Origin of the sequence: Vibrio sp. MarTm2, assembly GCF_027587055.1 — a bacterium.
In the GTDB taxonomy this organism is placed as follows: Bacteria; Pseudomonadota; Gammaproteobacteria; order Enterobacterales; family Vibrionaceae; genus Vibrio; species Vibrio sinaloensis_D.
Map to the genome: position 1 here is coordinate 113,277 of NZ_JAPPTK010000011.1, position 21,889 is coordinate 135,165.

Below are 21,889 nucleotides of genomic sequence, written 5' to 3' on the forward strand. Positions count from 1 at the left end.
AAGATGGGAAATAACGTAGTCGTTCTGGGCACCCAATGGGGTGACGAAGGTAAAGGTAAAATCGTTGACCTTTTAACTGAAGATGCAAAGTATGTGGTTCGCTACCAAGGCGGTCACAATGCTGGTCACACTCTTGTAATTGACGGTGAAAAAACCGTTCTTCACTTAATTCCATCAGGCATCCTACGCGATAACGTAAAATGTGTTATCGGTAACGGCGTTGTACTCTCGCCTGAAGCACTTCTTAAAGAAATGAAGCCTCTAGAAGAGCGCGGTATCCCAGTGCGTGAGCGTCTTTTCGTTTCTGAAGCTTGTCCTCTAATTCTTCCTTACCATATTGCTATCGACAACGCGCGTGAAGTCGCTCGTGGTGCGAAAGCGATTGGTACAACGGGTCGTGGTATCGGTCCAGCTTACGAAGATAAAGTAGCTCGTCGCGGTCTACGCGTGGGCGACCTTTTCGATAAAGAAATGTTCGCTGAGAAACTAAAAGAAGTCATGGAGTTCCATAACTTCCAACTAGAGCACTTCTACAAAGCTGAAACAGTAAGCTACGATGAAGTTCTTGAGCAGTGCATGGGTTACGCAGACCTACTAACCTCAATGGTTATGGACGTAACTGACGAACTAGATGCAGCACGTAAGCGCGGCGACAAGATCATGTTCGAAGGTGCTCAAGGTACGCTACTAGATATCGACCACGGTACTTACCCATACGTAACTTCTTCTAACACGACTGCTGGTGGTGTTGCTGCAGGTTCTGGTTTTGGCCCTCGTCACATCGGTTACATTCTTGGTATTACTAAGGCGTACTGTACTCGAGTTGGTTCAGGTCCATTCCCAACTGAGCTTTACGACGGTCAAGACAAGCAAGACCCAATCGGTAAACACCTAGGTACTGTTGGTCACGAGTTTGGTGCAACAACAGGTCGTCTACGTCGTACAGGTTGGTTTGATGCAGTAGCAATGCGCCGCGCAATCCAAATCAACTCTCTAACAGGTATGTGTCTAACGAAACTAGACGTTCTTGATGGCCTAAAAGAGATCAAGATCTGTACTGGTTACAAGATGAAAGATGGCTCTATCCTAGAAGTTTCGCCAATGGCTGCTGAGTCTTTTGAAGAAGCAACGCCAATCTACGAAACAATGCCTGGTTGGTCTGAAACCACATTCGGTGCTAAGACTCTAGACGCACTGCCGCAAGCGGCTCTAGATTACATCAAGCGTATCGAAGAGCTAACGGGTATCCCAGTTGATATTATTTCTACTGGCCCTGACCGTAATGAAACCATCATTAAGGTTCACCCATACCAAGCTTAATTTCTGATTGCTATCAGTGAATTATAAAACCAGCACTCCGGTGCTGGTTTTTTTATGACCATTTTCTCTTGATCTATCGGTTGTGAATGGCAACAATTTGCCTGATAGCGGCAATTTTGATTAAAGAGTTAGCACCCATTGCCGATATAACTATCAAGCTTGCCGCATCTGTGGCAAAACGGGTGTTATCGTTTTGGCTTCTCGTCGAAGTGAAACCGTAGCACACACGATCGAAGTGAAGAGTGCAGACAATGAAGCTAAGAAATTTAGCGGCTTCGATGGTATTGGCTTTGAGTATCTCGGCAGTTCAGGCGAATGAATTGCCTGAAATTGGTGAGCCGGTACCTATATATACCGAAGCAGAACTGATTAAACTGATAAACAACAATCAACATCTAGAGCGTGTCAAAGCGGACAGTTGCCAGTTGGTGGAAGATATCGTTGCGCGTGCTACACGTATTAGCTTACCTTCCTATGAGTTCCTGTATGGAGACATGTTGGCATGGGGCGTGTGTGTCGATCAGGATGTTGAGCTTGGCCTTTATTATATGGAAAATGCGGCCCATCAAGGGTTACCTGCCGCGCTTGAGCAGCTAGGTCGTTACTATTCTAGAGGCACTTTAGTGCAACAAGACAAAGAACGTGCGATCCCCTATCTGCGTGAAGCGGCAGCCATGGGCAACTTAAATGCTCGCATTCACCTTGCTGAATTATTGCTGCGTGATTATGGCAGTCCGTTGGACTACGAAGATGCTTATCGTTGGCTGTATAATTCCGTCACTGCAGATCAGCGCACGCACAAACGCATTTCAATTCTGCGCCAAGGCTTAGAACGCCGTATGCCAGAAAATATCATTGTGAGAGCGAAAAAGCGCGACACCTTCTGGTAACTCTGAACCCTTGGTAGCTGCACTCACCAATGAATTCAAACAAAACGCCCCGCAATGCCGGGGCGTTTTTGTCTCTTTGATAGGCAAAACAATCTTCGCGTTGATCCATAAGCTTAGTAGAGGTTGGCTATCTGCCCAGATTTAGTCATTAATTGGGATGCAGCCAGTTCTTGTGCTGTAGGTAACCGTAAGATTTAGATATACTTAAAGAGTCCTCCAATTGATAGCAGGCCTTCCTATGTCAGACAATACCCATAATGACCCTTTTGCAGCTCGTGAATCGGAGAATTATGAAAATCCGATCCCAAGCCGTGAGTACATTCTTGAATTCTTAAGCCAAGCCGGTGTTCCGATGAATCGCAACGACCTGTTTGAGGCGTTGAAATTGTCTGGTGAAGATCACTATGAAGGTTTGCGTCGTCGTCTTCGCGCAATGGAGCGCGACGGTCAGCTCGTGTTCACACGTCGTCAATGCTATGCCCTGCCTGAGAAGTTGGAAATGGTAAAAGGCTATGTGATTGGTCACAAAGATGGCCACGGTTGGGTCCGTCCAGAAGGCAGTGTTGGTAAAGATAATGACATTGTGCTGCCCCATCATCAGATGAAGAATATCATTCATGGTGATTACGTACTGGTGCAACCGACGGACAACTCTAAGCGAGGACGAAAGGAAGGGCGACTCGTTCGTGTTCTCGAAGAACGAGCAACCCAGATTGTGGGGCGTTTCTTTCTTGAGTATGGCTACTCATACGTAGTCCCTGATGATTCACGTATCAGCCAAGACATCCTAATTCCAAATGATCTCAGAGCGGGTGCTCGTATGGGCAATGTCGTCGTGATTGAGATTACCGATCGCGGCTCCCGTTCTCGCGGCATGATGGGCAAAGTAGTGGAAGTGTTGGGTGAGAACATGGCGCCTGGGATGGAAACGCAGATCGCAATTCGTACTCATCAGATTCCCCATGAGTGGCCAGAAGCTGTTAACAAGCAAATTGAAGGCTTGGGAGAAGAGGTTCCGGAAGAGGCGAAAGTAGGGCGTGTCGATCTTCGCGATTTACCGTTAGTCACTATCGATGGTGAAGATGCGCGTGACTTCGATGATGCCGTTTTCTGTGAGAAGAAGAAAAGTGGTGGTTGGCGTTTGTGGGTAGCTATCGCGGATGTTAGCTATTATGTTCGCCCTGACAGTGCACTCGATAAAGAAGCGATCAATCGCGGTAACTCGGTTTACTTCCCATCTCAAGTTGTACCAATGTTACCAGAGGTGCTTTCCAACGGACTATGTTCACTCAATCCGCAAGTTGATAGGTTATGTATGGTCTGTGAGATGACCATCTCTGACACCGGTAAACTCTCAGGCTACAAGCACTACGAAGCGGTGATGAACTCGCACGCGCGTCTGACCTACAACAAGGTGCACGACATCTTGGAAGGGGATGAAGAGCTTAGAATGCGTTATCACAAGCTGGTACCGCATCTTGAAGAACTGCATAGTATGTACAAGGTACTCAAGCATGCACGTGACAATCGCGGTGCGATCGAGTTTGAAACGGTCGAGACTAAGTTTATTTTTAATGCGGAACGCAAGATTGACAGTATCGAGCCTGTGATTCGTAACGATGCACACAAGATCATCGAAGAGTGTATGATTCTGGCCAATATCGCCTCGGCTTCATTGGTTGAGAAAGCGAAAGAGCCAGCACTCTACCGTATTCACGAATCTCCGGGTGAATTACGTTTGCAGGGCTTCCGTGATTTCTTAGGCGAGTTAGGTCTGCATCTAAATGGTGGTTTAGAACCGTCACCAACAGACTACGCCGATCTGGTAAGACAGATTGCTGAGCGCCAAGATAAAGAACTGATTCAAACTATGTTGCTACGTTCGATGAAGCAAGCGGTCTATAACGCAGATAACTGTGGACACTTTGGTTTGGCGTTAAAGCGATATGCGCACTTTACTTCGCCAATTCGCCGTTATCCAGACTTGCTGTTACATCGAGCAATCAAATATCTGATTGCCAAAGAAAATGGCACCCTGAAAGACCGCTGGACGCCAACAGGTGGATACCATTACTCGTTTGATGATATGGACTTCTACGGTGAGCAATGTTCGATGACCGAACGCCGCGCTGATGATGCGACTCGTGAAGTCTCGGATTGGCTCAAATGTGAATACATGCAGGATCATGTCGGTGAAGAGCTGGATGGTGTGATTGCCAATGTGACTGGTTTCGGCTTCTTTGTTCGTTTAACTGATTTGCACATTGATGGTTTAGTCCATATATCAGCGCTCGCGAATGACTATTATCAATTTGATCCGATTGGTCAAAGACTTATCGGTGAAAGTTTTGGCGCGATTTATCGTTTAGGGGATGCGGTTAAAGTTAAAGTGCTTTCAGTCAATTTAGATGATCGTCAAATTGACTTTGAATTGGTCGAAACAAGTCGTAAGCTACGCGGCGAAGGAAAGACGGCTAAAAAGCGCGCGGCAGAGGCAAAGCGAAAAGCCAAAGAGAAGAAACGCGCAGCAACCAAAGATGGAGCTGGACGTAAAGCGAGCCCTGATGTAGAGCCGACGAAACGGCCAGAGCGTGCGGAGTCTAAATCAGGCAAGAAGCCGAAGGTCACCAAGGCTCGCAAGAAAAAGCCAGGTGCTAAGCCGAAGAAAACTAAGCGCACGAAGAAAGCGGCACAGTAAGTAATTAACCCAACAGGTTTTTAAATGAGTAACGAATTTATTTACGGAATTCACGCCGTCAAAGCGGTACTAGAGCGTGAACCTGAGCGCTTTATTGAAGCGTTTGTGCTGAAAGGTCGTCAAGATGACCGCCTGATGCCGATTTTGAATGAACTGCAAGAGTGTGGAGTGTCGATTCAGCAAATGACGCGCAAGACACTCGACGACAAAGCACGTGGTGCAAACCACCAAGGCATTATGGCGCGCGTGAAACCGGCCAAGCAGCTTAACGAAAACGACTTAGACGATATTCTTGCTAAACATGAGTCACCACTTTTGTTGGTTCTTGATGGCGTAACAGATCCACATAACCTTGGTGCTTGTTTACGTAATGCGGATGCTGCAGGTGTTGCTGCGGTAATCGTACCAAAAGATAAGTCAGCGAATATTACGGCAACAGTGAGTAAAGTGGCATGTGGTGCGGCTGAAACGGTACCACTAGTTCGCGTGACTAACCTAGCGCGCACCATGCGAGCACTTCAAGAACAGGGCATTTGGTTTGTCGGCACTGCTGGTGAAGCAACTCAGGATATATACCAAGCTAAACTAACAGGCTCTTTGGCTATTGTAATGGGCGCTGAAGGAGATGGTATGCGCCGTCTAACCCGTGAAACCTGTGATGACTTAATCAAGATCCCGATGGCAGGTAGCGTATCTAGCCTTAATGTTTCAGTAGCATCTGGGGTATGTTTATTTGAGGCAGTGCGTCAGCGTTTAGCTTAAGCTATTGGCATAATCCTAAAGAGCAGATTGTTGATTCAGTCTGCTCTTTTTTTTGATCAATGCGCAGCTAAAACCTCCTTGGCATCTTTCTCGTTTATTTTTCAAACAGGGCTTGCATGTGAAACTGTGATCTGTATAATGCGTCGCACTGGTTAAGCCAGTTGTGAACCAATGAGCGCCGAGGAGCCGATTTATCGGGTAATGTAGACTCAGCTTATGTTCGCGGTTAATACAATTAGCTATCTTTTCTTCGGAAAAACTATCCCCAGAGGTGACTCTGGTATGTAGGGATAGTTAATCGAAAATTAACTGACAATGCGTCCTAATCTTGGATGCTACGGTTTCACATAAATCAATCGGCATTCTCTCGTCTTGACGAGTCTGAGTGGCGATATTGTTTGTGTAATTTTTAATATTGGAGCTCTGTCTCATGCAGAACCAACGTATCCGTATCCGCCTAAAAGCTTTCGATTACAAACTAATCGACGCTTCTACAGCGGAAATCGTTGAAACAGCTAAGCGCACTGGCGCACAGGTTCGTGGTCCAATCCCACTACCTACTCGTAAAGAGCGTTTCACAGTTCTTATCTCTCCACACGTTAACAAGAAAGCACGTGACCAGTACGAAATCCGTACTCACAAGCGTCTAATCGACATCGTTGAGCCAACAGACAAAACTGTTGATGCTCTAATGCGTCTAGACCTTGCTGCGGGCGTTGACGTTCAAATTAGCCTAGGTTAAGGGAGATTAGAAGAATGATTGGTCTAATCGGTCGTAAAGTGGGCATGACCCGCGTATTTACTGAAGAAGGCGTTTCTATCCCAGTAACTGTTGTTGAGGTTGAAGCTAACCGTGTTTCTCAAGTGAAAACTCTTGAGACAGATGGCTACGCAGCAATCCAGGTTACTACTGGTGCTAAGAAAGCTAACCGCGTATCAAAGCCAGAAGCAGGTCACTTTGCTAAAGCTGGTGTTGAAGCTGGTCGTGGTCTTTGGGAATTCCGTTTGGAAAACGGTGAAGAGTTCGCAGTTGGCGCTGAGCTAACAGTTGAACTATTCAACGAAACTAAGAAAGTAGACGTTACTGGTACTTCTAAAGGTAAAGGTTTCCAAGGCGCTGTTAAGCGTTGGAACTTCCGCACTCAAGATGCTACTCACGGTAACTCATTGTCTCACCGTGCTCCTGGTTCTATCGGTCAATGTCAGACTCCAGGTCGCGTATTTAAAGGCAAGAAAATGGCAGGTCACATGGGTGCTGAGCGTGTAACGACTCAAAACCTAGAGATCGTACGTGTTGACGCTGAGCGCAACCTGCTTCTTATCAAAGGTGCAGTCCCAGGCGCAACTGGCGGAAACGTGATCGTTAAACCAGCTGTTAAAGCATAACGTCTCAGGAGTAAGTAATGGAACTAATGGTTAAAGGTGCTGATGCACTAACTGTTTCCGAAACTACTTTCGGACGTGAGTTTAACGAAGCTCTTGTACACCAAGTAGTTGTTGCATTTGCAGCAGGTGCTCGTCAAGGTACACGTGCTCAGAAAACACGTTCAGAAGTATCTGGCGGTGGCGCTAAGCCATGGCGTCAAAAAGGTACTGGTCGCGCACGCGCTGGTACAATCCGTAGCCCAATCTGGCGTACAGGTGGTGTTACTTTTGCTGCGAAACCACAAGATCACAGCCAAAAAGTAAACAAAAAAATGTACCGTGGTGCTATGAAGAGCATTCTTTCTGAGCTAGTTCGTCAAGAGCGTCTAATCGTTGTTGATAACTTCTCAGTTGAAGCGCCAAAGACTAAAGAGCTAGTTGCTAAGCTTAAAGAGCTTGAGCTAACTGACGCTCTAATCGTGACTAGCGAAGTAGATGAGAATCTATTCCTAGCTGCTCGTAACCTATACAAAGTTGACGCACGTGACGTTGCTGGTATCGACCCAGTTTCACTAATCGCGTTCGACAAAGTTGTAATGACTGCCGAAGCAGTTAAGCAAGTTGAGGAGATGCTAGCATGATCACTGAAGAGCGTATCCTAAAAGTTCTACGTGCACCGCACATCTCTGAAAAAGCAACTATGGCAGCTGAGAAAGCGAACACTATCGTTTTCAAAGTAGCAAAAGATGCAACTAAGAAAGAGATCAAAGCTGCTGTAGAGAAGCTTTTTGAAGTTGAAGTTAAGTCTGTAAATACTCTTATCACTAAGGGTAAGACCAAACGTCAAGGTCTACGCCAAGGTCGCCGCAGCGACGTTAAGAAAGCGTACGTTACTTTGAAAGAAGGTCAAGATCTTGACTTTGTTGGCGGCGCGGAATAACAGGAGTAGTTGAACAATGGCTATTGTTAAATGTAAGCCGACTTCCCCTGGTCGTCGTCACGTTGTTAAAGTTGTTAACGCTGACCTACACAAGGGCAAGCCATACGCACCTCTTCTAGAGAAAAACTCTAAGAACGGTGGTCGTAACAACAACGGTCGTATCACAGTACGTCACATCGGCGGTGGTCACAAGCACCACTACCGTGTAATTGACTTCAAACGTACTAAAGACGGTATCCCAGCGAAAGTTGAGCGTCTAGAATACGATCCAAACCGTAGCGCTAACATCGCTCTAGTTCTGTACGCAGACGGTGAGCGTCGTTACATCCTAGCACCTAAAGGTGTTCAAGCTGGTGATGCTATCCAGTCTGGTGTTGATGCACCAATCAAAGCTGGTAACGCTCTACCAATGCGTAACATCCCAGTAGGTTCAACTGTACACAACGTTGAACTAAAACCTGGTAAAGGTGGTCAGCTAGCTCGTTCGGCTGGTGCTTATGCTCAAATCGTTGCTCGCGACGGTGCATACGTAACTATCCGTCTACGTTCTGGTGAAATGCGCAAAGTACTTTCTGAAGGCCGTGCAACAATCGGTGAAGTTGGTAACTCTGAGCACATGCTACGTGAACTTGGTAAAGCTGGTGCTAACCGCTGGCGCGGTGTTCGTCCAACCGTTCGCGGTGTGGTAATGAACCCAGTAGACCACCCACACGGTGGTGGTGAAGGTCGTACTTCTGGTGGCCGTCACCCAGTTTCACCATGGGGTCAGCCAACTAAAGGCTTCAAGACTCGTAAGAACAAACGCACTGACAAGTACATCGTACGTCGTCGTAACAAGTAATCTATATAAAGAGGAATCGCCATGCCACGTTCTCTCAAGAAAGGTCCATTTATTGACCTACACTTGCTGAAGAAGGTAGAGAAAGCGGTGGAAAGCGGAGACAAAAAGCCTATTAAGACTTGGTCCCGTCGTTCAATGATCATCCCTACGATGATCGGTTTGACCATCGCTGTCCATAATGGTCGTCAGCACGTACCAGTTTTCGTTACTGAAGAAATGATCGGTCACAAACTGGGTGAATTTGCACCAACTCGTACTTACCGCGGCCACGTCGTGGATAAGAAAGCGAAGAAGCGTTAAGGAGTAGATGATGGAAGCACTAGCTAAACATAACTTTGCTCGCATTTCGCCTCAGAAAGCTCGCTTAGTTGCGGATCAAATTCGTGGTAAATCTGTAGACCAGGCTCTAGAAATTCTAACGTTCAGCAACAAAAAAGCTGCTGAGCTAATCAAGAAAGTTCTTGAGTCAGCTATCGCTAACGCGGAGCATAACGAAGGCGCAGATATTGACGATCTAAATGTCGCAAAAATCTTCGTAGATGAAGGCCCGATCATGAAGCGTATTATGCCTCGTGCTAAAGGTCGTGCGGATCGTATCTTGAAGCGTTCAAGCCACATCACTGTTGTTGTAGCAGATCGCTAAGAGACTAGGAGAGTAAGCAATGGGTCAAAAAGTACATCCTAATGGTATTCGTCTAGGCATCGTTAAGCCTTGGAATGCTACATGGTTTGCTAACACCAAAGATTTCGCTGACAACCTAGACGGCGACTTCAAGGTACGTCAGTTCCTTACAAGTGAACTGAAAAAAGCGTCACTATCACGCATCGTTATCGAGCGTCCAGCTAAGAGCATCCGTGTGACTATTCACACTGCTCGTCCTGGCGTAGTAATCGGTAAGAAAGGTGAAGACGTAGAAAAACTTCGCGCAGCTGTAGCTAAAATCGCAGGTGTACCAGCGCAAATCAACATCGCTGAAGTACGTAAGCCTGAGCTAGATGCACAGCTTGTAGGTGATAGCATCGCGTCTCAGCTAGAGCGTCGTGTTATGTTCCGTCGTGCTATGAAGCGCGCGGTACAAAACGCTATGCGTCTAGGCGCTAAAGGTATCAAAGTAGAAGTAAGCGGTCGTCTAGGCGGCGCTGAAATTGCACGTTCTGAGTGGTACCGTGAAGGCCGTGTGCCTCTACACACTCTTCGTGCTGACATTGATTACGCAACTTCTTCGGCTCACACTCAATACGGTGTGATCGGCATTAAAGTTTGGATCTTCAAAGGTGAGATTCTAGGCGGTATGCCAGCAGCTAACGCTGTAGAGCCTAAAGGCGACAAGCCTAAGAAGCAGCGTAAAGGCCGTAAGTAAGGAGTCGACAGATGCTACAACCTAAACGTACTAAGTTCCGTAAGGTTCAGACAGGTCGTAACCGTGGTCTAGCTAAGGGTACTGATGTAAGCTTCGGCGAATTCGGTCTTAAAGCTGTTGGCCGTGGTCGTCTAACTGCTCGTCAAATCGAAGCGGCACGTCGTGCAATGACACGTCACGTTAAGCGTCAAGGTAAAATCTGGATTCGTGTATTCCCAGACAAGCCTATCACAGAAAAACCACTAGAAGTTCGTCAAGGTAAGGGTAAAGGTAACGTTGAGTACTGGGTAGCCCAAATCCAACCTGGTAAGGTTATGTACGAAATGGGTGGTGTACCTGAAGAATTGGCACGTGAAGCGTTCCGCCTAGCGGCTCGTAAACTGCCATTCAAGACTACATTTGTAACTAAGCAGGTGATGTGATGAAAGCACAAGATCTACGCGAGAAAAGCGTTGAAGAGCTTAACGCTGAGCTATTGAATTTGCTACGCGAACAGTTCAACTTGCGCATGCAAGCTGCAACTGGTCAGCTACAGCAAACTCATACTCTGAAAGCTGTACGCCGTGATATCGCACGTGTGAAAACTGTTTTGACTGAGAAGGCAGGCGCATAATGAGCGAAGTAAAACGTACTCAACAAGGTCGTGTTGTTAGCGACAAGATGGACAAGTCTATCGTAGTTGCTATCGAGCGCATGGTTAAGCACCCAATTTACGGTAAATACGTAAAGCGCACGACTAAAGTACACGCACATGACGAGAACAACGAATGTGGCCTAGGCGACAGCGTTGAAATCGCAGAGTGTCGTCCAATGTCTAAGACTAAGTCTTGGACTTTGGTAAAAGTTCTAGAAAAAGCGAAAGGTTAATCTTTAGCTAATTCTATGAAACTAAACGGCTCCAAAAATATTTTTGGGGCCGTTTATTTTTTGACTACCCAATTGAAAAAAAGGGTGGTACAATTCGCGTCCCTTTTAAAGAGGCAGCCCGACCCGTGAGGGTCTAGTTTTTTTATATATTTAGCGGAGCACTAACATGATCCAAATGCAAAGTATGCTGGACGCAGCTGATAACTCAGGCGCTCGCAGCGTAATGTGTATTAAGGTTCTGGGTGGCTCTCACCGCCGTTATGCACATATCGGTGACGTCATCAAAGTTACTGTTAAGGAAGCAATTCCTCGCGGTAAAGTTAAGAAAGGTGACGTTCTGAAGGCGGTGGTAGTTCGCACCCGTAAAGGCGTACGTCGTCCAGACGGTTCTGTCATTCGCTTCGACCGTAATGCTTGCGTATTGTTGAACGACAACACTGAGCAACCAATCGGTACACGTATCTTTGGTCCTGTGACACGCGAACTTCGTGGCGATAAGTTCATGAAGATCGTTTCACTGGCTCCAGAAGTTCTGTAAGGAGCACGTAAGATGGCAGCTAAAATCCGTCGTAATGACGAAGTAATCGTTCTTGCTGGTAAAGATAAAGGCAAGAAAGGTAAAGTAACTAAGGTTCTAGCAACTGGTAAAGTTATCGTTGAAGGTATCAACCTAGTTAAGAAACACCAAAAACCTGTTCCAGCTCTAGGTATCCAAGGCGGTATCGTTGAGCAGGAAGCAGCTATTGACGTTTCTAACGTGGCGCTTTTCAACGCAGCTACTGGTAAAGCTGACCGTATCGGTTTCCGTTTTGAAGATGGCAAGAAAGTTCGTTTCTTCAAGTCTAACGGCGAAACTGTTTCTAACTAATAGAAAGTAATTTGGAGTTCTACTATGGCGAAACTGCATGATTACTACAAGTCGTCTGTAGTCGCTGAACTGACCAAAGAGTTCAGCTACACAAGCGTCATGCAAGTCCCTAGAATCGAGAAAATCACCCTAAACATGGGTGTTGGTGAAGCAATCAACGATAAGAAACTGCTAGAAAACGCAGCTGCTGATATGGCAACGATCTCTGGTCAAAAGCCACTTATCACTAAAGCTCGCAAATCTGTTGCTGGTTTCAAAATCCGTGAAGGCTACCCTATCGGTTGTAAAGTAACCTTGCGTGGCGAACGTATGTGGGATTTTCTTGAGCGTTTGATTAACATCGCTCTTCCACGAGTACGTGACTTCCGTGGTGTTAGCGCTAAGTCTTTTGACGGACGCGGTAACTACAGCATGGGCGTTCGCGAGCAAATCATCTTCCCGGAAATCGACTTTGATAAAGTTGATAAAGTACGCGGTCTAGACATCACTATTACGACGTCTGCTGGTACTGATGAGGAAGGCCGTGCTCTGCTGGCTGCCTTTAACTTCCCATTCCGTAAGTAAGGTGAAGGGTTACTGTTATGGCTAAAAATTCAATGAAAGCACGTGAAGCAAAACGTGCGAAGCTAGTAGCTAAGTTCGCTGAAAAGCGTGCTGCGCTAAAAGCTATCATCAGCGATGTAAACGCATCTGAAGAAGATCGTTGGAACGCAGTTCTTACACTGCAATCTCTTCCTCGTGATTCAAGTGCATCACGTCAGCGCAACCGTTGTAACCAAACTGGTCGTCCACACGGTTACCTACGTAAGTTCGGTCTAAGCCGTATCAAAGTTCGCGAAGCTTGCATGAAAGGCGAGATTCCTGGACTTCGTAAGGCTAGCTGGTAATTGCCACTTAATCATTTGGAGTAAATCATATGAGCATGCAAGATCCGATTTCGGATATGCTGACCCGCGTTCGTAACGGTCAGGCAGCAAACAAAGTTGCTGTTAAAATGCCTTCTTCAAAGCTTAAAGTTGCAATCGCTGCACTACTAAAAGCTGAAGGTTACATCGTTGACTTCGCTGTTGAAGGCGAAGCAAAACCTGAGCTAGAAGTTACTCTTAAGTACTTCCAAGCTAAACCAGTAATCGAGCAACTTAAACGTGTTTCTCGTCCAGGTCTACGTGTTTACAAGAAGAAAGATGAGCTTCCTTCTGTAATGGGTGGTCTTGGTGTTGCTATCGTTTCAACTTCCAAGGGTCTTATGTCAGACCGTGCTGCACGTAAAGCAGGTCTTGGTGGTGAAATCATCGCTTACGTAGCGTAATAGGAGTAGAAAATGTCTCGTGTTGCTAAAGCACCTGTCGCTATTCCAGCTGGCGTAGAGGTGAAACTAAACGGCCAAGAAATCACTGTAAAAGGTGCTAAAGGCGAACTATCTCGCGTTCTTAACGACGCAGTAGTTGTAGCTCAGGAAGAAAACAATCTTACTTTCGGTCCTAAAGAAGGTGTTGTAAACGCATGGGCACAAGCTGGTACAGCTCGCGCTCTAGTTAACAACATGGTTGTTGGCGTTACTGAAGGCTTTACTAAGAAGCTAACTCTTAAAGGTGTTGGTTACCGTGCTGCTATTAAAGGCAACGCTGTAGGTCTAACACTTGGCTTCTCACACCCAGTTGAGCACGAGTTGCCAGCGGGTATTAAAGCTGAGTGTCCAAGCCAAACTGAAATCGTGATCACTGGTTGTGACAAACAACTTGTTGGTCAGGTTGCGGCTGACATTCGTTCTTACCGTGAGCCTGAGCCTTACAAAGGCAAAGGTGTTCGTTACGCAGATGAAAATGTGCGTACTAAAGAAGCTAAGAAGAAGTAAGGTAACACTATGGATAAGAAAGCATCTCGCATCCGTCGTGCTACACGCGCACGTCGTAAGATTGCAGAACTGGGTGCAACTCGCCTAGTAGTACACCGTACTCCTCGTCACGTGTACGCTCAGGTTATTGCAGCTAACGGCTCTGAGGTTATCGCAGCAGCTTCTACTGTAGAAAAAGCGATCCGTGAGCAAGTTAAGAACACTGGTAACATCGATGCAGCTAAAGCAGTAGGTAAAGCTGTTGCTGAGCGCGCTCTTGAAAAAGGCGTAGAATCAGTTGCATTTGATCGTTCTGGTTTCCAATACCACGGTCGAGTAGCGGCGCTAGCAGAATCTGCTCGCGAAGCTGGTCTGAAATTCTAAGGTAGGGTTGGAAGATGGCTAAAGAACAACAAGTTCAAGCGAATGATTTGCAAGAAAAGCTAATCGCAGTTAACCGTGTATCTAAGACGGTTAAAGGTGGTCGAATCATGAGCTTCACTGCACTAACAGTTGTTGGTGACGGTAACGGTCGTGTAGGTTTCGGTTACGGCAAAGCTCGTGAAGTACCTGCAGCGATTCAAAAAGCAATGGAAAAAGCGCGTCGTAACATGACTACGATCGCTCTAAACGAAGGCACTCTTCACCACCCAGTGAAAGGTCGCCACTCGGGCTCTAAAGTTTACATGCAGCCTGCAGCAGAAGGTACGGGTGTTATCGCAGGTGGTGCGATGCGTGCAGTACTAGAAGTTGCTGGTGTACACAACGTACTATCTAAAGCATACGGTTCTACGAACCCTATCAACATCGTTCGTGCAACGATCGATGCACTAGGTAGCATGAAGTCGCCAGAAATGGTTGCTGCTAAACGTGGTCTAACTGTTGAATCTATTTCGGAGTAAGAACACCATGGCAACTATTAAAGTAACTCAAACTAAAAGCTCAATTGGTCGTCTACCTAAGCACAAAGCGTGTCTTAAAGGTCTAGGCCTTCGTAAAATCAACCACACAGTAGAACTTGAAGATACTCCGTGCGTACGCGGTATGATCAACAAGGTTTACTACATGGTTAAAGTTGAGGAGTAATCAGAATGCGTTTGAATACTCTATCTCCAGCTGCTGGTGCTAAGACTACTGCTAAACGCGTAGGTCGTGGTATCGGTTCTGGCCTAGGTAAAACTGGTGGCCGTGGCCACAAAGGTCAAAAGTCACGTTCTGGCGGTTCAGTTCGTCCAGGTTTTGAAGGCGGTCAGATGCCTCTGAAACAACGTCTACCTAAATTCGGCTTCACTTCTCGTAAGAGCCTAGTGTCTGCTGAAGTTCGTCTAGCTGAGCTAGCGAAAGTAACAGGTGACGTAGTAGATCTAAACAGCCTTAAAGCTGCTAACGTTATCACTAAGAACATCGAATTCGTAAAAGTTGTTCTATCTGGTGAGATCAACAAAGCAGTGACTGTTAAAGGTCTACGTGTGACTAAAGGCGCTAAAGCTGCAATCGAAGCTGCAGGCGGCAAAATCGAGGAATAATCTCGAGGAACGAGGTACAGATGGCTAAGAAACCAGGACAAGATTTTCGTAGTGCTCAGAGCGGCTTAAGTGAACTAAAGTCGCGCTTATTATTCGTAATTGGTGCACTTTTAGTATTCCGAGCCGGCTCATTTGTGCCGATTCCTGGTATTGACGCTGCTGTACTTGCCGATTTGTTCGAACAGCAAAAAGGTACCATCGTTGAAATGTTTAACATGTTCTCCGGTGGTGCTCTTGAGCGTGCATCTATATTAGCTTTGGGCATCATGCCGTATATTTCGGCATCTATTGTTGTCCAACTGCTAACTGTAGTTCATCCAGCGTTAGCTGAACTCAAAAAAGAGGGTGAAGCAGGCCGTCGTAAGATCAGCCAATATACACGCTACGGCACGCTTGTACTTGCAACATTCCAAGCTATTGGTATTGCAACAGGCTTACCAAACATGGTCGATAATCTGGTTGTTATCAACCAAACCATGTTTACGCTAATTGCTACCGTAAGTTTAGTAACCGGCACCATGTTCCTAATGTGGTTAGGTGAACAAATTACAGAGCGTGGAATCGGTAACGGTATTTCGTTGCTAATTTTTGCAGGTATTGTTGCTGGATTGCCTTCGGCAATCGGTCAAACAATCGAGCAAGCGCGTCAAGGTGAATTGCATGTACTTCTTCTGCTGTTGATTGCTGTACTAGCATTCGCAGTTATTTACTTTGTTGTTTTCATGGAACGTGGTCAACGTCGTATCGTTGTTAACTACGCGAAGCGTCAACAAGGTCGCAAAGTATTTGCTGCGCAAAGCACTCACTTGCCACTTAAAATTAATATGGCAGGTGTTATTCCGGCAATCTTCGCATCAAGCATTATCCTGTTCCCAGGAACACTGGCTCAGTGGTTTGGTCAGAACGGTGAGAGCAGCGCGTTCGGTTGGTTAACTGACGTGTCTTTGGCTCTTAGCCCAGGTCAACCTCTGTATGTGATGCTTTATGCAGCAGCGATTATTTTCTTCTGTTTCTTCTACACGGCGTTGGTATTCAACCCGCGTGAAACAGCAGATAACCTGAAGAAGTCTGGTGCATTCGTACCCGGTATCCGCCCAGGTGAGCAGACAGCTAAGTACATTGATAAAGTAATGACACGTCTAACCCTTGCTGGTGCACTGTACATTACCTTTATCTGTCTGATTCCAGAGTTTATGATGGTCGCGTGGAACGTACGTTTCTACTTCGGCGGTACATCACTACTAATCGTAGTCGTTGTAATCATGGACTTTATGGCACAGGTACAGACTCATATGATGTCCCAACAGTATGATTCTGTGTTGAAGAAAGCGAATCTGAAAGGTTACGGCCGTTAATCCGGCGGTGGCTTCAGTTTCAATTACGGAGTTTAGCAATGAAAGTTCGTGCTTCCGTTAAAAAAATCTGCCGTAACTGTAAAGTTATCAAGCGTAACGGTGTCGTTCGCGTGATTTGCAGTGAGCCAAAGCACAAGCAGCGCCAAGGCTAATCAGCAGAAATTTTTACTTGAAATATAAGGTAGTGTCGAGTATATTCCTCGGCCTACCTTTTGCGTGCAAAAGAAGTAGTATTCCGCAGCGTATCCATAACGGGCTTTGCTGCGGCTAATTCTTTTTAAGAAACACTAGGAGTGAATAATGGCCCGTATAGCAGGCATTAACATTCCTGATCAAAAACATGCTGTGATTGCACTAACGTCAATCTACGGCATCGGTAAAACTCGCTCTCAAGCTATCCTAGCTGAAGTGGGTATTGCTGAAGATGTTAAGATCAGTGAACTAACTGAAGAGCAGATCGATCAACTGCGTGATGGTGTAGCTAAGTACACTGTAGAAGGTGATCTACGTCGTGAAGTATCTATGAACATCAAGCGTCTTATGGACCTTGGCTGTTACCGTGGTCTTCGTCATCGTCGCAGTCTACCACTACGTGGACAGCGTACTAAAACCAATGCTCGCACCCGCAAGGGTCCGCGTAAGCCGATCAAGAAATAATCGGGAAGGTAGAGTACAATGGCTAAACAACCAACTCGCGCTCGTAAGCGCGTACGCAAGCAAGTTGCAGATGGCGTTGCGCACATCCATGCATCTTTCAATAACACAATCGTAACTATTACTGACCGTCAAGGTAACGCTCTAGCATGGGCTACTGCAGGTGGTTCAGGATTCCGCGGTTCTCGTAAGTCTACTCCGTTCGCTGCACAGGTTGCTGCTGAGCGTTGTGCTGAAATGGCTAAAGAATACGGCCTAAAGAACTTGGAAGTTATGGTTAAGGGTCCTGGTCCAGGTCGTGAATCTACTGTTCGCGCACTGAACGCAGCTGGTTTCCGCATCACAAACATTGTTGATGCTACACCAATCCCTCATAACGGTTGTCGTCCACCTAAGAAACGTCGCGTATAACGTTTTTTAGATTATTGGAGAAAGATCATGGCAAGATATTTGGGTCCTAAGCTGAAGCTTAGCCGTCGCGAAGGTACTGACTTATTCCTTAAGTCTGGTGTACGCGCGATCGATACCAAGTGTAAAATTGATAACGCACCAGGTGTACACGGCGCTCGTCGCGGTCGTCTATCTGAGTATGGCGTTCAGCTTCGTGAGAAGCAAAAAGTTCGTCGTATGTACGGCGTTCTAGAAAAACAATTCCGTAACTACTACAAAGAAGCAGCTCGCCTGAAAGGCAACACTGGTGAAAACCTACTTCAGCTTCTTGAAGGTCGTCTTGATAACGTAGTTTACCGCATGGGCTTTGGTGCAACTCGCGCAGAAGCACGTCAGCTAGTTAGCCACAAAGCTATCCTAGTTAACGGTAAAGTTGTAAACGTTCCTTCTTTCAAAGTTGCGGCTAACGACGTTGTTGCTATCCGCGAGAAAGCTCAAAAGCAATCTCGTATCAAAGCGGCTCTAGAAGTTGCTGAACAACGCGAAAAACCAACTTGGATTGAAGTAGATGGTGGCAAGATGGAAGGTACGTTCAAGCGTCTGCCTGAGCGTTCAGATCTGTCTGCTGACATCAACGAACAACTGATCGTCGAGCTTTACTCTAAGTAAGGTTTAAACTAAAGAGAGGACACAATGCAGGGTTCTGTAACAGAATTTCTTAAGCCACGTCTTGTTGACATTGAACAAGTTAGCACGACACACGCAAAAGTAACTCTTGAGCCATTAGAGCGTGGTTTTGGCCATACTCTTGGTAATGCACTTCGCCGTATTCTTCTATCTTCTATGCCAGGTTGTGCTGTAACAGAAGTAGAAATTGAAGGCGTACTTCATGAGTACAGCACTAAAGAAGGCGTTCAGGAAGATATTCTTGAAATCCTACTTAACCTTAAAGGTTTGGCTGTACGCGTTGCCGAAGGCAAAGATGAAGTATTCATTACGCTAAACAAATCAGGCTCGGGCCCTGTGGTTGCAGGTGACATCACCCATGATGGTGATGTAGAGATCGCTAACCCAGAACACGTTATTTGTCACCTAACGGATGACAACGCTGAGATCGCTATGCGTATCAAAGTTGAACGTGGTCGCGGTTACGTTCCAGCTTCAGCTCGTATCCATACTGAAGAAGATGAGCGTCCAATTGGTCGCCTACTGGTTGACGCTACGTACAGCCCAGTAGATAAGATTGCTTACTCTGTAGAAGCAGCTCGTGTAGAGCAGCGTACAGATTTAGACAAGCTTGTTATCGACATGGAAACGAACGGTACTCTTGACCCTGAGGAAGCAATCCGTCGCGCAGCTACTATTCTAGCTGAGCAATTGGATGCGTTCGTAGATCTTCGTGATGTACGTGTACCTGAGGAGAAGGAAGAGAAGCCAGAATTCGATCCGATCCTACTGCGTCCTGTAGACGATCTTGAACTAACAGTTCGCTCTGCTAACTGTCTGAAAGCAGAAGCGATTCACTACATCGGTGATCTTGTACAGCGTACTGAGGTTGAGCTACTTAAAACGCCTAACCTTGGTAAAAAATCTCTTACTGAGATTAAAGACGTACTTGCATCACGTGGTCTGTCTCTGGGTATGCGCCTAGAAAACTGGCCACCAGCGTCTATCGCTGAAGATTAATCGATAATAGTTAGAAGGATTAGGTCATGCGCCATCGTAAGAGTGGTCGTCAACTCAACCGCAACAGCTCACATCGTAAAGCGATGTTCAGCAATATGGCTAGCTCTCTAGTACGTCATGAAGTTATCAAGACTACATTGCCAAAAGCAAAAGAGCTACGTCGCGTAGTTGAGCCTTTGATTACACTAGCTAAGACTGACAGTGTTGCTAACCGTCGTCTAGCGTTTGCACGTACTCGTGACAACGAAGTAGTTGCAAAACTATTTAACGAACTAGGTCCACGTTTTGCTGCTCGTCAGGGCGGTTACACTCGTATCCTAAAAGCTGGTTTCCGTGCTGGTGACAAAGCTCCAATGGCTTACATTGAGCTTGTAGATCGCCCAGTTGCTGAAGAAGCTGCTGAGTAATCAGGTTCGTAAGAACGAAAAAGCCGAGCATCAGCTCGGCTTTTTTGCGTTTGGGTGATAATCAACGCTTGGTTAGAAGTGCCTAATCGGATTTACTTCCAGATTGCCCCTAGGTTGTCGAGTAAGCTAGAGCTTGCACCTTGACTTTGCAGAGCGCTTAGAATGATTGGCGTAAAGGTAGAGATCAGTGAAGGGTCCATCCCTAAAGCTGAAAATGCACTTTTTACTGTTTCGTTATTTGCAATCATGGCCGTTAGACCGCTTGATTGTAGTGAATCAAAACCTGGAACAAGTCCTGCCAGCTCACTTTTCTCTGAGCTATCCAATGAGTTTTGCGCGAGTGCGAGTAAAGAGCCCAAACCACCAATAGCTTGTTCCGATGATACGTTAGCGCTGCTCTGGATGGCTGACACTAAATCTGTATCTGCTGCTCCTTGCTTGGACCAAGTTTGCACTGCTCCCATCAATGCGGCACTGGCAAGTTCACTGTAGCCACTGTTGCTTTTCATTTGGTCTGTCTTTGATGTCGTTTGGCAGCCCATTAGAGCGAGACTTGCCAAAGCGGCTATTGCGATTTTCTTATTCATAACTTCTCCTTATTCAATACAACCGAACACAGCGGTTCGGTTTGTGGTTCAGTATTATTCAAAAAAAACGGCGACACAATGTGCCGCCGTTATTAGATAAGCTAAAAATCCGAATTATAGGATATCTAGTAGCTCAACTTCGAATACTAGAGCCGCGAATGGAGGGATTGCTGCACCAGCGCCACGCTCACCGTATGCTAGATCTTGTGGGATGTATAGTTTCCACTTAGAACCAACAGGCATTAGTTGAAGAGCTTCAACCCAGCCTTTGATCACGCCAGTTACTGGGAACTCAGCAGGTTGACCACGAGAAACAGAGCTGTCGAATACAGTGCCGTCTGTTAGCTCACCGTGGTAGTGTACGCGAACTTGCTTATCAGACGTTGGGATCTCACCAGTACCTTCAGTAAGGATTTCGTACTGTAGACCTGACTCTAGAACCGTTACTTCTGGGCGCAGAGCGTTGTCTTTTAGGAACGCTTCACCGTCAGCTGCTGCTGCTTTTGCCGCTTCTTGACGAGCTGCTTCAGCGCGTTGATGCAGCTCTTGAAGTGCACCGTTGATCTCATCAATTTCGATAGCTGGCATGTCACCCACGAGTGCTGTAGCGATACCTGCAGCGATTGCATCAACGTTAAGACCTTCAAGACCAGAACCTGCTAGTTGCTGACCCATCTGTAGACCGATACCGTAGCTTGCTTTTTGCTCTACAGTCTCAAATTTTACTTCAGACATAGTGTCTCTCTTTGTATGGTTTGTGTTAAAGGGGTTAGGATACCAGGTATAGCGGTATGATGAAATGTTCCCCTTGAGATCCTCTTCACCCAGAGTGAATGTGCGATTTAGATCGACTTTCACTCAATGCACTGCAAAATTTGACTTGTTGATAACTCAGAAGAGTGAAATTTCCTATACTCATGTGCGCTTGGTTTTTATACTTGGAATGAAGCCCGCTTGGAGATGTGACGCGATGAATCGCAGAAAGAAAAAGAAACAACCCTCTGTGAATTATATTGAGCTAATGAAGCAAAAATGGTCATCGATAGATGGGCAGGCGATGAAAGACAAAGTAGCGGCGAGCTGGGCCCTGTTACCCAAGTTGCACCAACGCGCGCTTATGGTTCTTTTACCAATCGTATTACTCTTAATTCTGATACCGTTCCCTGAATCTCAGCCTCAAGTTACGCAGGGAGAACCTCAACGAGTTGAGATAGACATCAATACAACGGGTCTGAGTGAGCAGAAGAATGCTCGTCAACAGCAACTTGCTTCTAGCGATTGGAAAGAATACCAAGTGAAAAGTGGCGACACATTGGCTCAGGTTTTTCGGAGTAATAATTTAGCCATGTCTGATCTCAATGCATTGGTGAAAGTGGAAGGTTCGGATAAGCCACTCAGTTACATCAAGCAAGGGCAGCTCGTGCGCTTTAAGTTGACGGAAGAAGGGCAATTAGACATCCTCCAACTGGAGAAAAAAGATCAGTCGGTGATGTTTTTCCGCCTCTCTGATGGAGGCTTTGGACGCAGTAAATAAGGCA

The 21,889-nt window shown here is 46.3% G+C and carries 35 protein-coding genes; 33 read left to right on the plus strand and 2 right to left on the minus strand.

Going from position 1 to position 21,889, the window contains the following annotated elements; translation table 11 throughout:
- Positions 1-3 precede the first annotated feature (3 nt).
- The 32 genes from OH458_RS17930 (at position 4) to rplQ (ending at position 19,764) form a co-directional block, all read left to right on the plus strand.
- Positions 4-1,320, plus strand: coding sequence for an adenylosuccinate synthase (locus OH458_RS17930; RefSeq protein ID WP_269979334.1), 1,317 nt, complete (start codon positions 4-6; stop codon positions 1,318-1,320).
- 251 nt (positions 1,321-1,571) lie between these two features.
- Positions 1,572-2,210, plus strand: coding sequence for a flagellar protein MotX (gene motX / locus OH458_RS17935; RefSeq protein WP_269979335.1), 639 nt, complete (start codon positions 1,572-1,574; stop codon positions 2,208-2,210).
- Positions 2,211-2,448: 238 nt separating this feature from the next.
- On the plus strand, positions 2,449-4,908 hold the full coding sequence (gene rnr, locus OH458_RS17940; RefSeq protein WP_269979336.1) for a ribonuclease R: 2,460 nt from the start codon (positions 2,449-2,451) through the stop codon (positions 4,906-4,908).
- Between the two features lie 24 nt (positions 4,909-4,932).
- Positions 4,933-5,670 carry a 23S rRNA (guanosine(2251)-2'-O)-methyltransferase RlmB gene (gene rlmB, locus OH458_RS17945; RefSeq protein ID WP_269979337.1) on the plus strand — a complete coding sequence of 246 codons (738 nt, stop codon included), beginning with the start codon at positions 4,933-4,935 and terminating at the stop codon, positions 5,668-5,670.
- A gap of 430 nt (positions 5,671-6,100) precedes the next feature.
- Positions 6,101-6,412 (plus strand): 30S ribosomal protein S10, encoded by a 312-nt coding sequence (gene rpsJ / locus OH458_RS17950; RefSeq protein WP_004410492.1) that lies wholly within the window; start codon positions 6,101-6,103, stop codon positions 6,410-6,412.
- Positions 6,413-6,426: 14 nt separating this feature from the next.
- Positions 6,427-7,056: a 50S ribosomal protein L3 gene (gene rplC / locus OH458_RS17955; RefSeq protein ID WP_005470867.1), complete on the plus strand. Its 630-nt coding sequence runs from the start codon at positions 6,427-6,429 to the stop codon at positions 7,054-7,056.
- Between the two features lie 17 nt (positions 7,057-7,073).
- Positions 7,074-7,676 carry a 50S ribosomal protein L4 gene (gene rplD, locus OH458_RS17960; RefSeq protein ID WP_005435074.1) on the plus strand — a complete coding sequence of 201 codons (603 nt, stop codon included), beginning with the start codon at positions 7,074-7,076 and terminating at the stop codon, positions 7,674-7,676.
- Positions 7,673-7,975, plus strand: a complete 303-nt coding sequence (rplW, locus tag OH458_RS17965) for a 50S ribosomal protein L23 (protein WP_004398471.1) — start codon at positions 7,673-7,675, stop codon at positions 7,973-7,975. Before rplD ends, rplW begins: the two co-directional genes overlap by 4 nt.
- Positions 7,976-7,991: 16 nt before the next feature.
- Positions 7,992-8,816 carry a 50S ribosomal protein L2 gene (rplB, locus tag OH458_RS17970; RefSeq protein ID WP_038139298.1) on the plus strand — a complete coding sequence of 275 codons (825 nt, stop codon included), beginning with the start codon at positions 7,992-7,994 and terminating at the stop codon, positions 8,814-8,816.
- Positions 8,817-8,837: 21 nt separating this feature from the next.
- Complete coding sequence (gene rpsS, locus OH458_RS17975; protein WP_004745876.1) at positions 8,838-9,116, plus strand: 30S ribosomal protein S19; 279 nt, start codon at positions 8,838-8,840, stop codon at positions 9,114-9,116.
- Between the two features lie 10 nt (positions 9,117-9,126).
- Positions 9,127-9,459, plus strand: a complete 333-nt coding sequence (rplV, locus tag OH458_RS17980) for a 50S ribosomal protein L22 (RefSeq protein ID WP_004410462.1) — start codon at positions 9,127-9,129, stop codon at positions 9,457-9,459.
- Positions 9,460-9,478: 19 nt separating this feature from the next.
- On the plus strand, positions 9,479-10,177 hold the full coding sequence (rpsC, locus tag OH458_RS17985) for a 30S ribosomal protein S3 (protein ID WP_005471060.1): 699 nt from the start codon (positions 9,479-9,481) through the stop codon (positions 10,175-10,177).
- 11 nt (positions 10,178-10,188) lie between these two features.
- Entirely contained in the window at positions 10,189-10,599 is a 411-nt protein-coding gene (gene rplP / locus OH458_RS17990) for a 50S ribosomal protein L16 (RefSeq protein ID WP_005379577.1), read from the plus strand.
- The gene (gene rpmC, locus OH458_RS17995; RefSeq protein WP_004410456.1) at positions 10,599-10,790 is read left to right on the plus strand and encodes a 50S ribosomal protein L29; all 192 of its coding nucleotides are present in this window, start codon (positions 10,599-10,601) and stop codon (positions 10,788-10,790) included. Before rplP ends, rpmC begins: the two co-directional genes overlap by 1 nt.
- Positions 10,790-11,044: a 30S ribosomal protein S17 gene (gene rpsQ / locus OH458_RS18000; RefSeq protein ID WP_008072333.1), complete on the plus strand. Its 255-nt coding sequence runs from the start codon at positions 10,790-10,792 to the stop codon at positions 11,042-11,044. Before rpmC ends, rpsQ begins: the two co-directional genes overlap by 1 nt.
- A gap of 166 nt (positions 11,045-11,210) precedes the next feature.
- Positions 11,211-11,582: a 50S ribosomal protein L14 gene (gene rplN, locus OH458_RS18005; protein ID WP_004410450.1), complete on the plus strand. Its 372-nt coding sequence runs from the start codon at positions 11,211-11,213 to the stop codon at positions 11,580-11,582.
- A 12-nt stretch (positions 11,583-11,594) separates the two neighbouring features.
- Positions 11,595-11,912 (plus strand): 50S ribosomal protein L24, encoded by a 318-nt coding sequence (gene rplX, locus OH458_RS18010; RefSeq protein ID WP_005476984.1) that lies wholly within the window; start codon positions 11,595-11,597, stop codon positions 11,910-11,912.
- 24 nt (positions 11,913-11,936) lie between these two features.
- Positions 11,937-12,476 carry a 50S ribosomal protein L5 gene (gene rplE, locus OH458_RS18015; RefSeq protein ID WP_038139307.1) on the plus strand — a complete coding sequence of 180 codons (540 nt, stop codon included), beginning with the start codon at positions 11,937-11,939 and terminating at the stop codon, positions 12,474-12,476.
- A 17-nt stretch (positions 12,477-12,493) separates the two neighbouring features.
- Positions 12,494-12,799 carry a 30S ribosomal protein S14 gene (rpsN, locus tag OH458_RS18020; RefSeq protein ID WP_004410442.1) on the plus strand — a complete coding sequence of 102 codons (306 nt, stop codon included), beginning with the start codon at positions 12,494-12,496 and terminating at the stop codon, positions 12,797-12,799.
- Between the two features lie 29 nt (positions 12,800-12,828).
- Positions 12,829-13,221, plus strand: a complete 393-nt coding sequence (gene rpsH / locus OH458_RS18025) for a 30S ribosomal protein S8 (RefSeq protein WP_005476983.1) — start codon at positions 12,829-12,831, stop codon at positions 13,219-13,221.
- 12 nt (positions 13,222-13,233) lie between these two features.
- Complete coding sequence (rplF, locus tag OH458_RS18030) at positions 13,234-13,767, plus strand: 50S ribosomal protein L6 (RefSeq protein WP_005476994.1); 534 nt, start codon at positions 13,234-13,236, stop codon at positions 13,765-13,767.
- 9 nt (positions 13,768-13,776) lie between these two features.
- Positions 13,777-14,130 (plus strand): 50S ribosomal protein L18, encoded by a 354-nt coding sequence (gene rplR / locus OH458_RS18035; RefSeq protein ID WP_004410436.1) that lies wholly within the window; start codon positions 13,777-13,779, stop codon positions 14,128-14,130.
- A 14-nt stretch (positions 14,131-14,144) separates the two neighbouring features.
- Positions 14,145-14,648 (plus strand): 30S ribosomal protein S5, encoded by a 504-nt coding sequence (rpsE, locus tag OH458_RS18040; protein ID WP_004745894.1) that lies wholly within the window; start codon positions 14,145-14,147, stop codon positions 14,646-14,648.
- A 7-nt stretch (positions 14,649-14,655) separates the two neighbouring features.
- The gene (gene rpmD, locus OH458_RS18045; protein WP_004410429.1) at positions 14,656-14,832 is read left to right on the plus strand and encodes a 50S ribosomal protein L30; all 177 of its coding nucleotides are present in this window, start codon (positions 14,656-14,658) and stop codon (positions 14,830-14,832) included.
- Positions 14,833-14,837: 5 nt separating this feature from the next.
- Positions 14,838-15,272, plus strand: coding sequence for a 50S ribosomal protein L15 (rplO, locus tag OH458_RS18050; protein ID WP_004410426.1), 435 nt, complete (start codon positions 14,838-14,840; stop codon positions 15,270-15,272).
- A 20-nt stretch (positions 15,273-15,292) separates the two neighbouring features.
- A complete protein-coding gene (secY, locus tag OH458_RS18055) occupies positions 15,293-16,627 on the plus strand; it encodes a preprotein translocase subunit SecY (protein ID WP_008072356.1) in 1,335 nt (444 codons plus the stop codon).
- Between the two features lie 38 nt (positions 16,628-16,665).
- Positions 16,666-16,779: a 50S ribosomal protein L36 gene (gene rpmJ / locus OH458_RS18060; RefSeq protein ID WP_000868186.1), complete on the plus strand. Its 114-nt coding sequence runs from the start codon at positions 16,666-16,668 to the stop codon at positions 16,777-16,779.
- Between the two features lie 148 nt (positions 16,780-16,927).
- The gene (gene rpsM, locus OH458_RS18065; protein WP_005435100.1) at positions 16,928-17,284 is read left to right on the plus strand and encodes a 30S ribosomal protein S13; all 357 of its coding nucleotides are present in this window, start codon (positions 16,928-16,930) and stop codon (positions 17,282-17,284) included.
- 18 nt (positions 17,285-17,302) lie between these two features.
- On the plus strand, positions 17,303-17,692 hold the full coding sequence (gene rpsK / locus OH458_RS18070) for a 30S ribosomal protein S11 (protein WP_001118870.1): 390 nt from the start codon (positions 17,303-17,305) through the stop codon (positions 17,690-17,692).
- 27 nt (positions 17,693-17,719) lie between these two features.
- Positions 17,720-18,340 carry a 30S ribosomal protein S4 gene (gene rpsD / locus OH458_RS18075; protein WP_005477001.1) on the plus strand — a complete coding sequence of 207 codons (621 nt, stop codon included), beginning with the start codon at positions 17,720-17,722 and terminating at the stop codon, positions 18,338-18,340.
- Between the two features lie 24 nt (positions 18,341-18,364).
- Positions 18,365-19,357 (plus strand): DNA-directed RNA polymerase subunit alpha, encoded by a 993-nt coding sequence (locus OH458_RS18080; protein ID WP_004410407.1) that lies wholly within the window; start codon positions 18,365-18,367, stop codon positions 19,355-19,357.
- A gap of 26 nt (positions 19,358-19,383) precedes the next feature.
- Entirely contained in the window at positions 19,384-19,764 is a 381-nt protein-coding gene (rplQ, locus tag OH458_RS18085; protein WP_140134274.1) for a 50S ribosomal protein L17, read from the plus strand.
- A gap of 92 nt (positions 19,765-19,856) precedes the next feature.
- On the opposite strand, the gene OH458_RS18090 is transcribed toward rplQ, so the two are convergent.
- Together OH458_RS18090 and OH458_RS18095 are read right to left on the minus strand one after the other, a co-directional pair.
- Positions 19,857-20,351 carry a DUF2780 domain-containing protein gene (locus OH458_RS18090; RefSeq protein ID WP_269979338.1) on the minus strand — a complete coding sequence of 165 codons (495 nt, stop codon included), beginning with the start codon at positions 20,349-20,351 and terminating at the stop codon, positions 19,857-19,859.
- A 114-nt stretch (positions 20,352-20,465) separates the two neighbouring features.
- Positions 20,466-21,086: an FKBP-type peptidyl-prolyl cis-trans isomerase gene (locus OH458_RS18095; protein WP_038139313.1), complete on the minus strand. Its 621-nt coding sequence runs from the start codon at positions 21,084-21,086 to the stop codon at positions 20,466-20,468.
- Positions 21,087-21,321: 235 nt separating this feature from the next.
- Here OH458_RS18095 and OH458_RS18100 point away from each other — a divergent pair, with 235 nt between their 5' ends.
- A complete protein-coding gene (locus tag OH458_RS18100; protein ID WP_269979339.1) occupies positions 21,322-21,885 on the plus strand; it encodes a LysM-like peptidoglycan-binding domain-containing protein in 564 nt (187 codons plus the stop codon).
- Positions 21,886-21,889 lie beyond the last annotated feature (4 nt).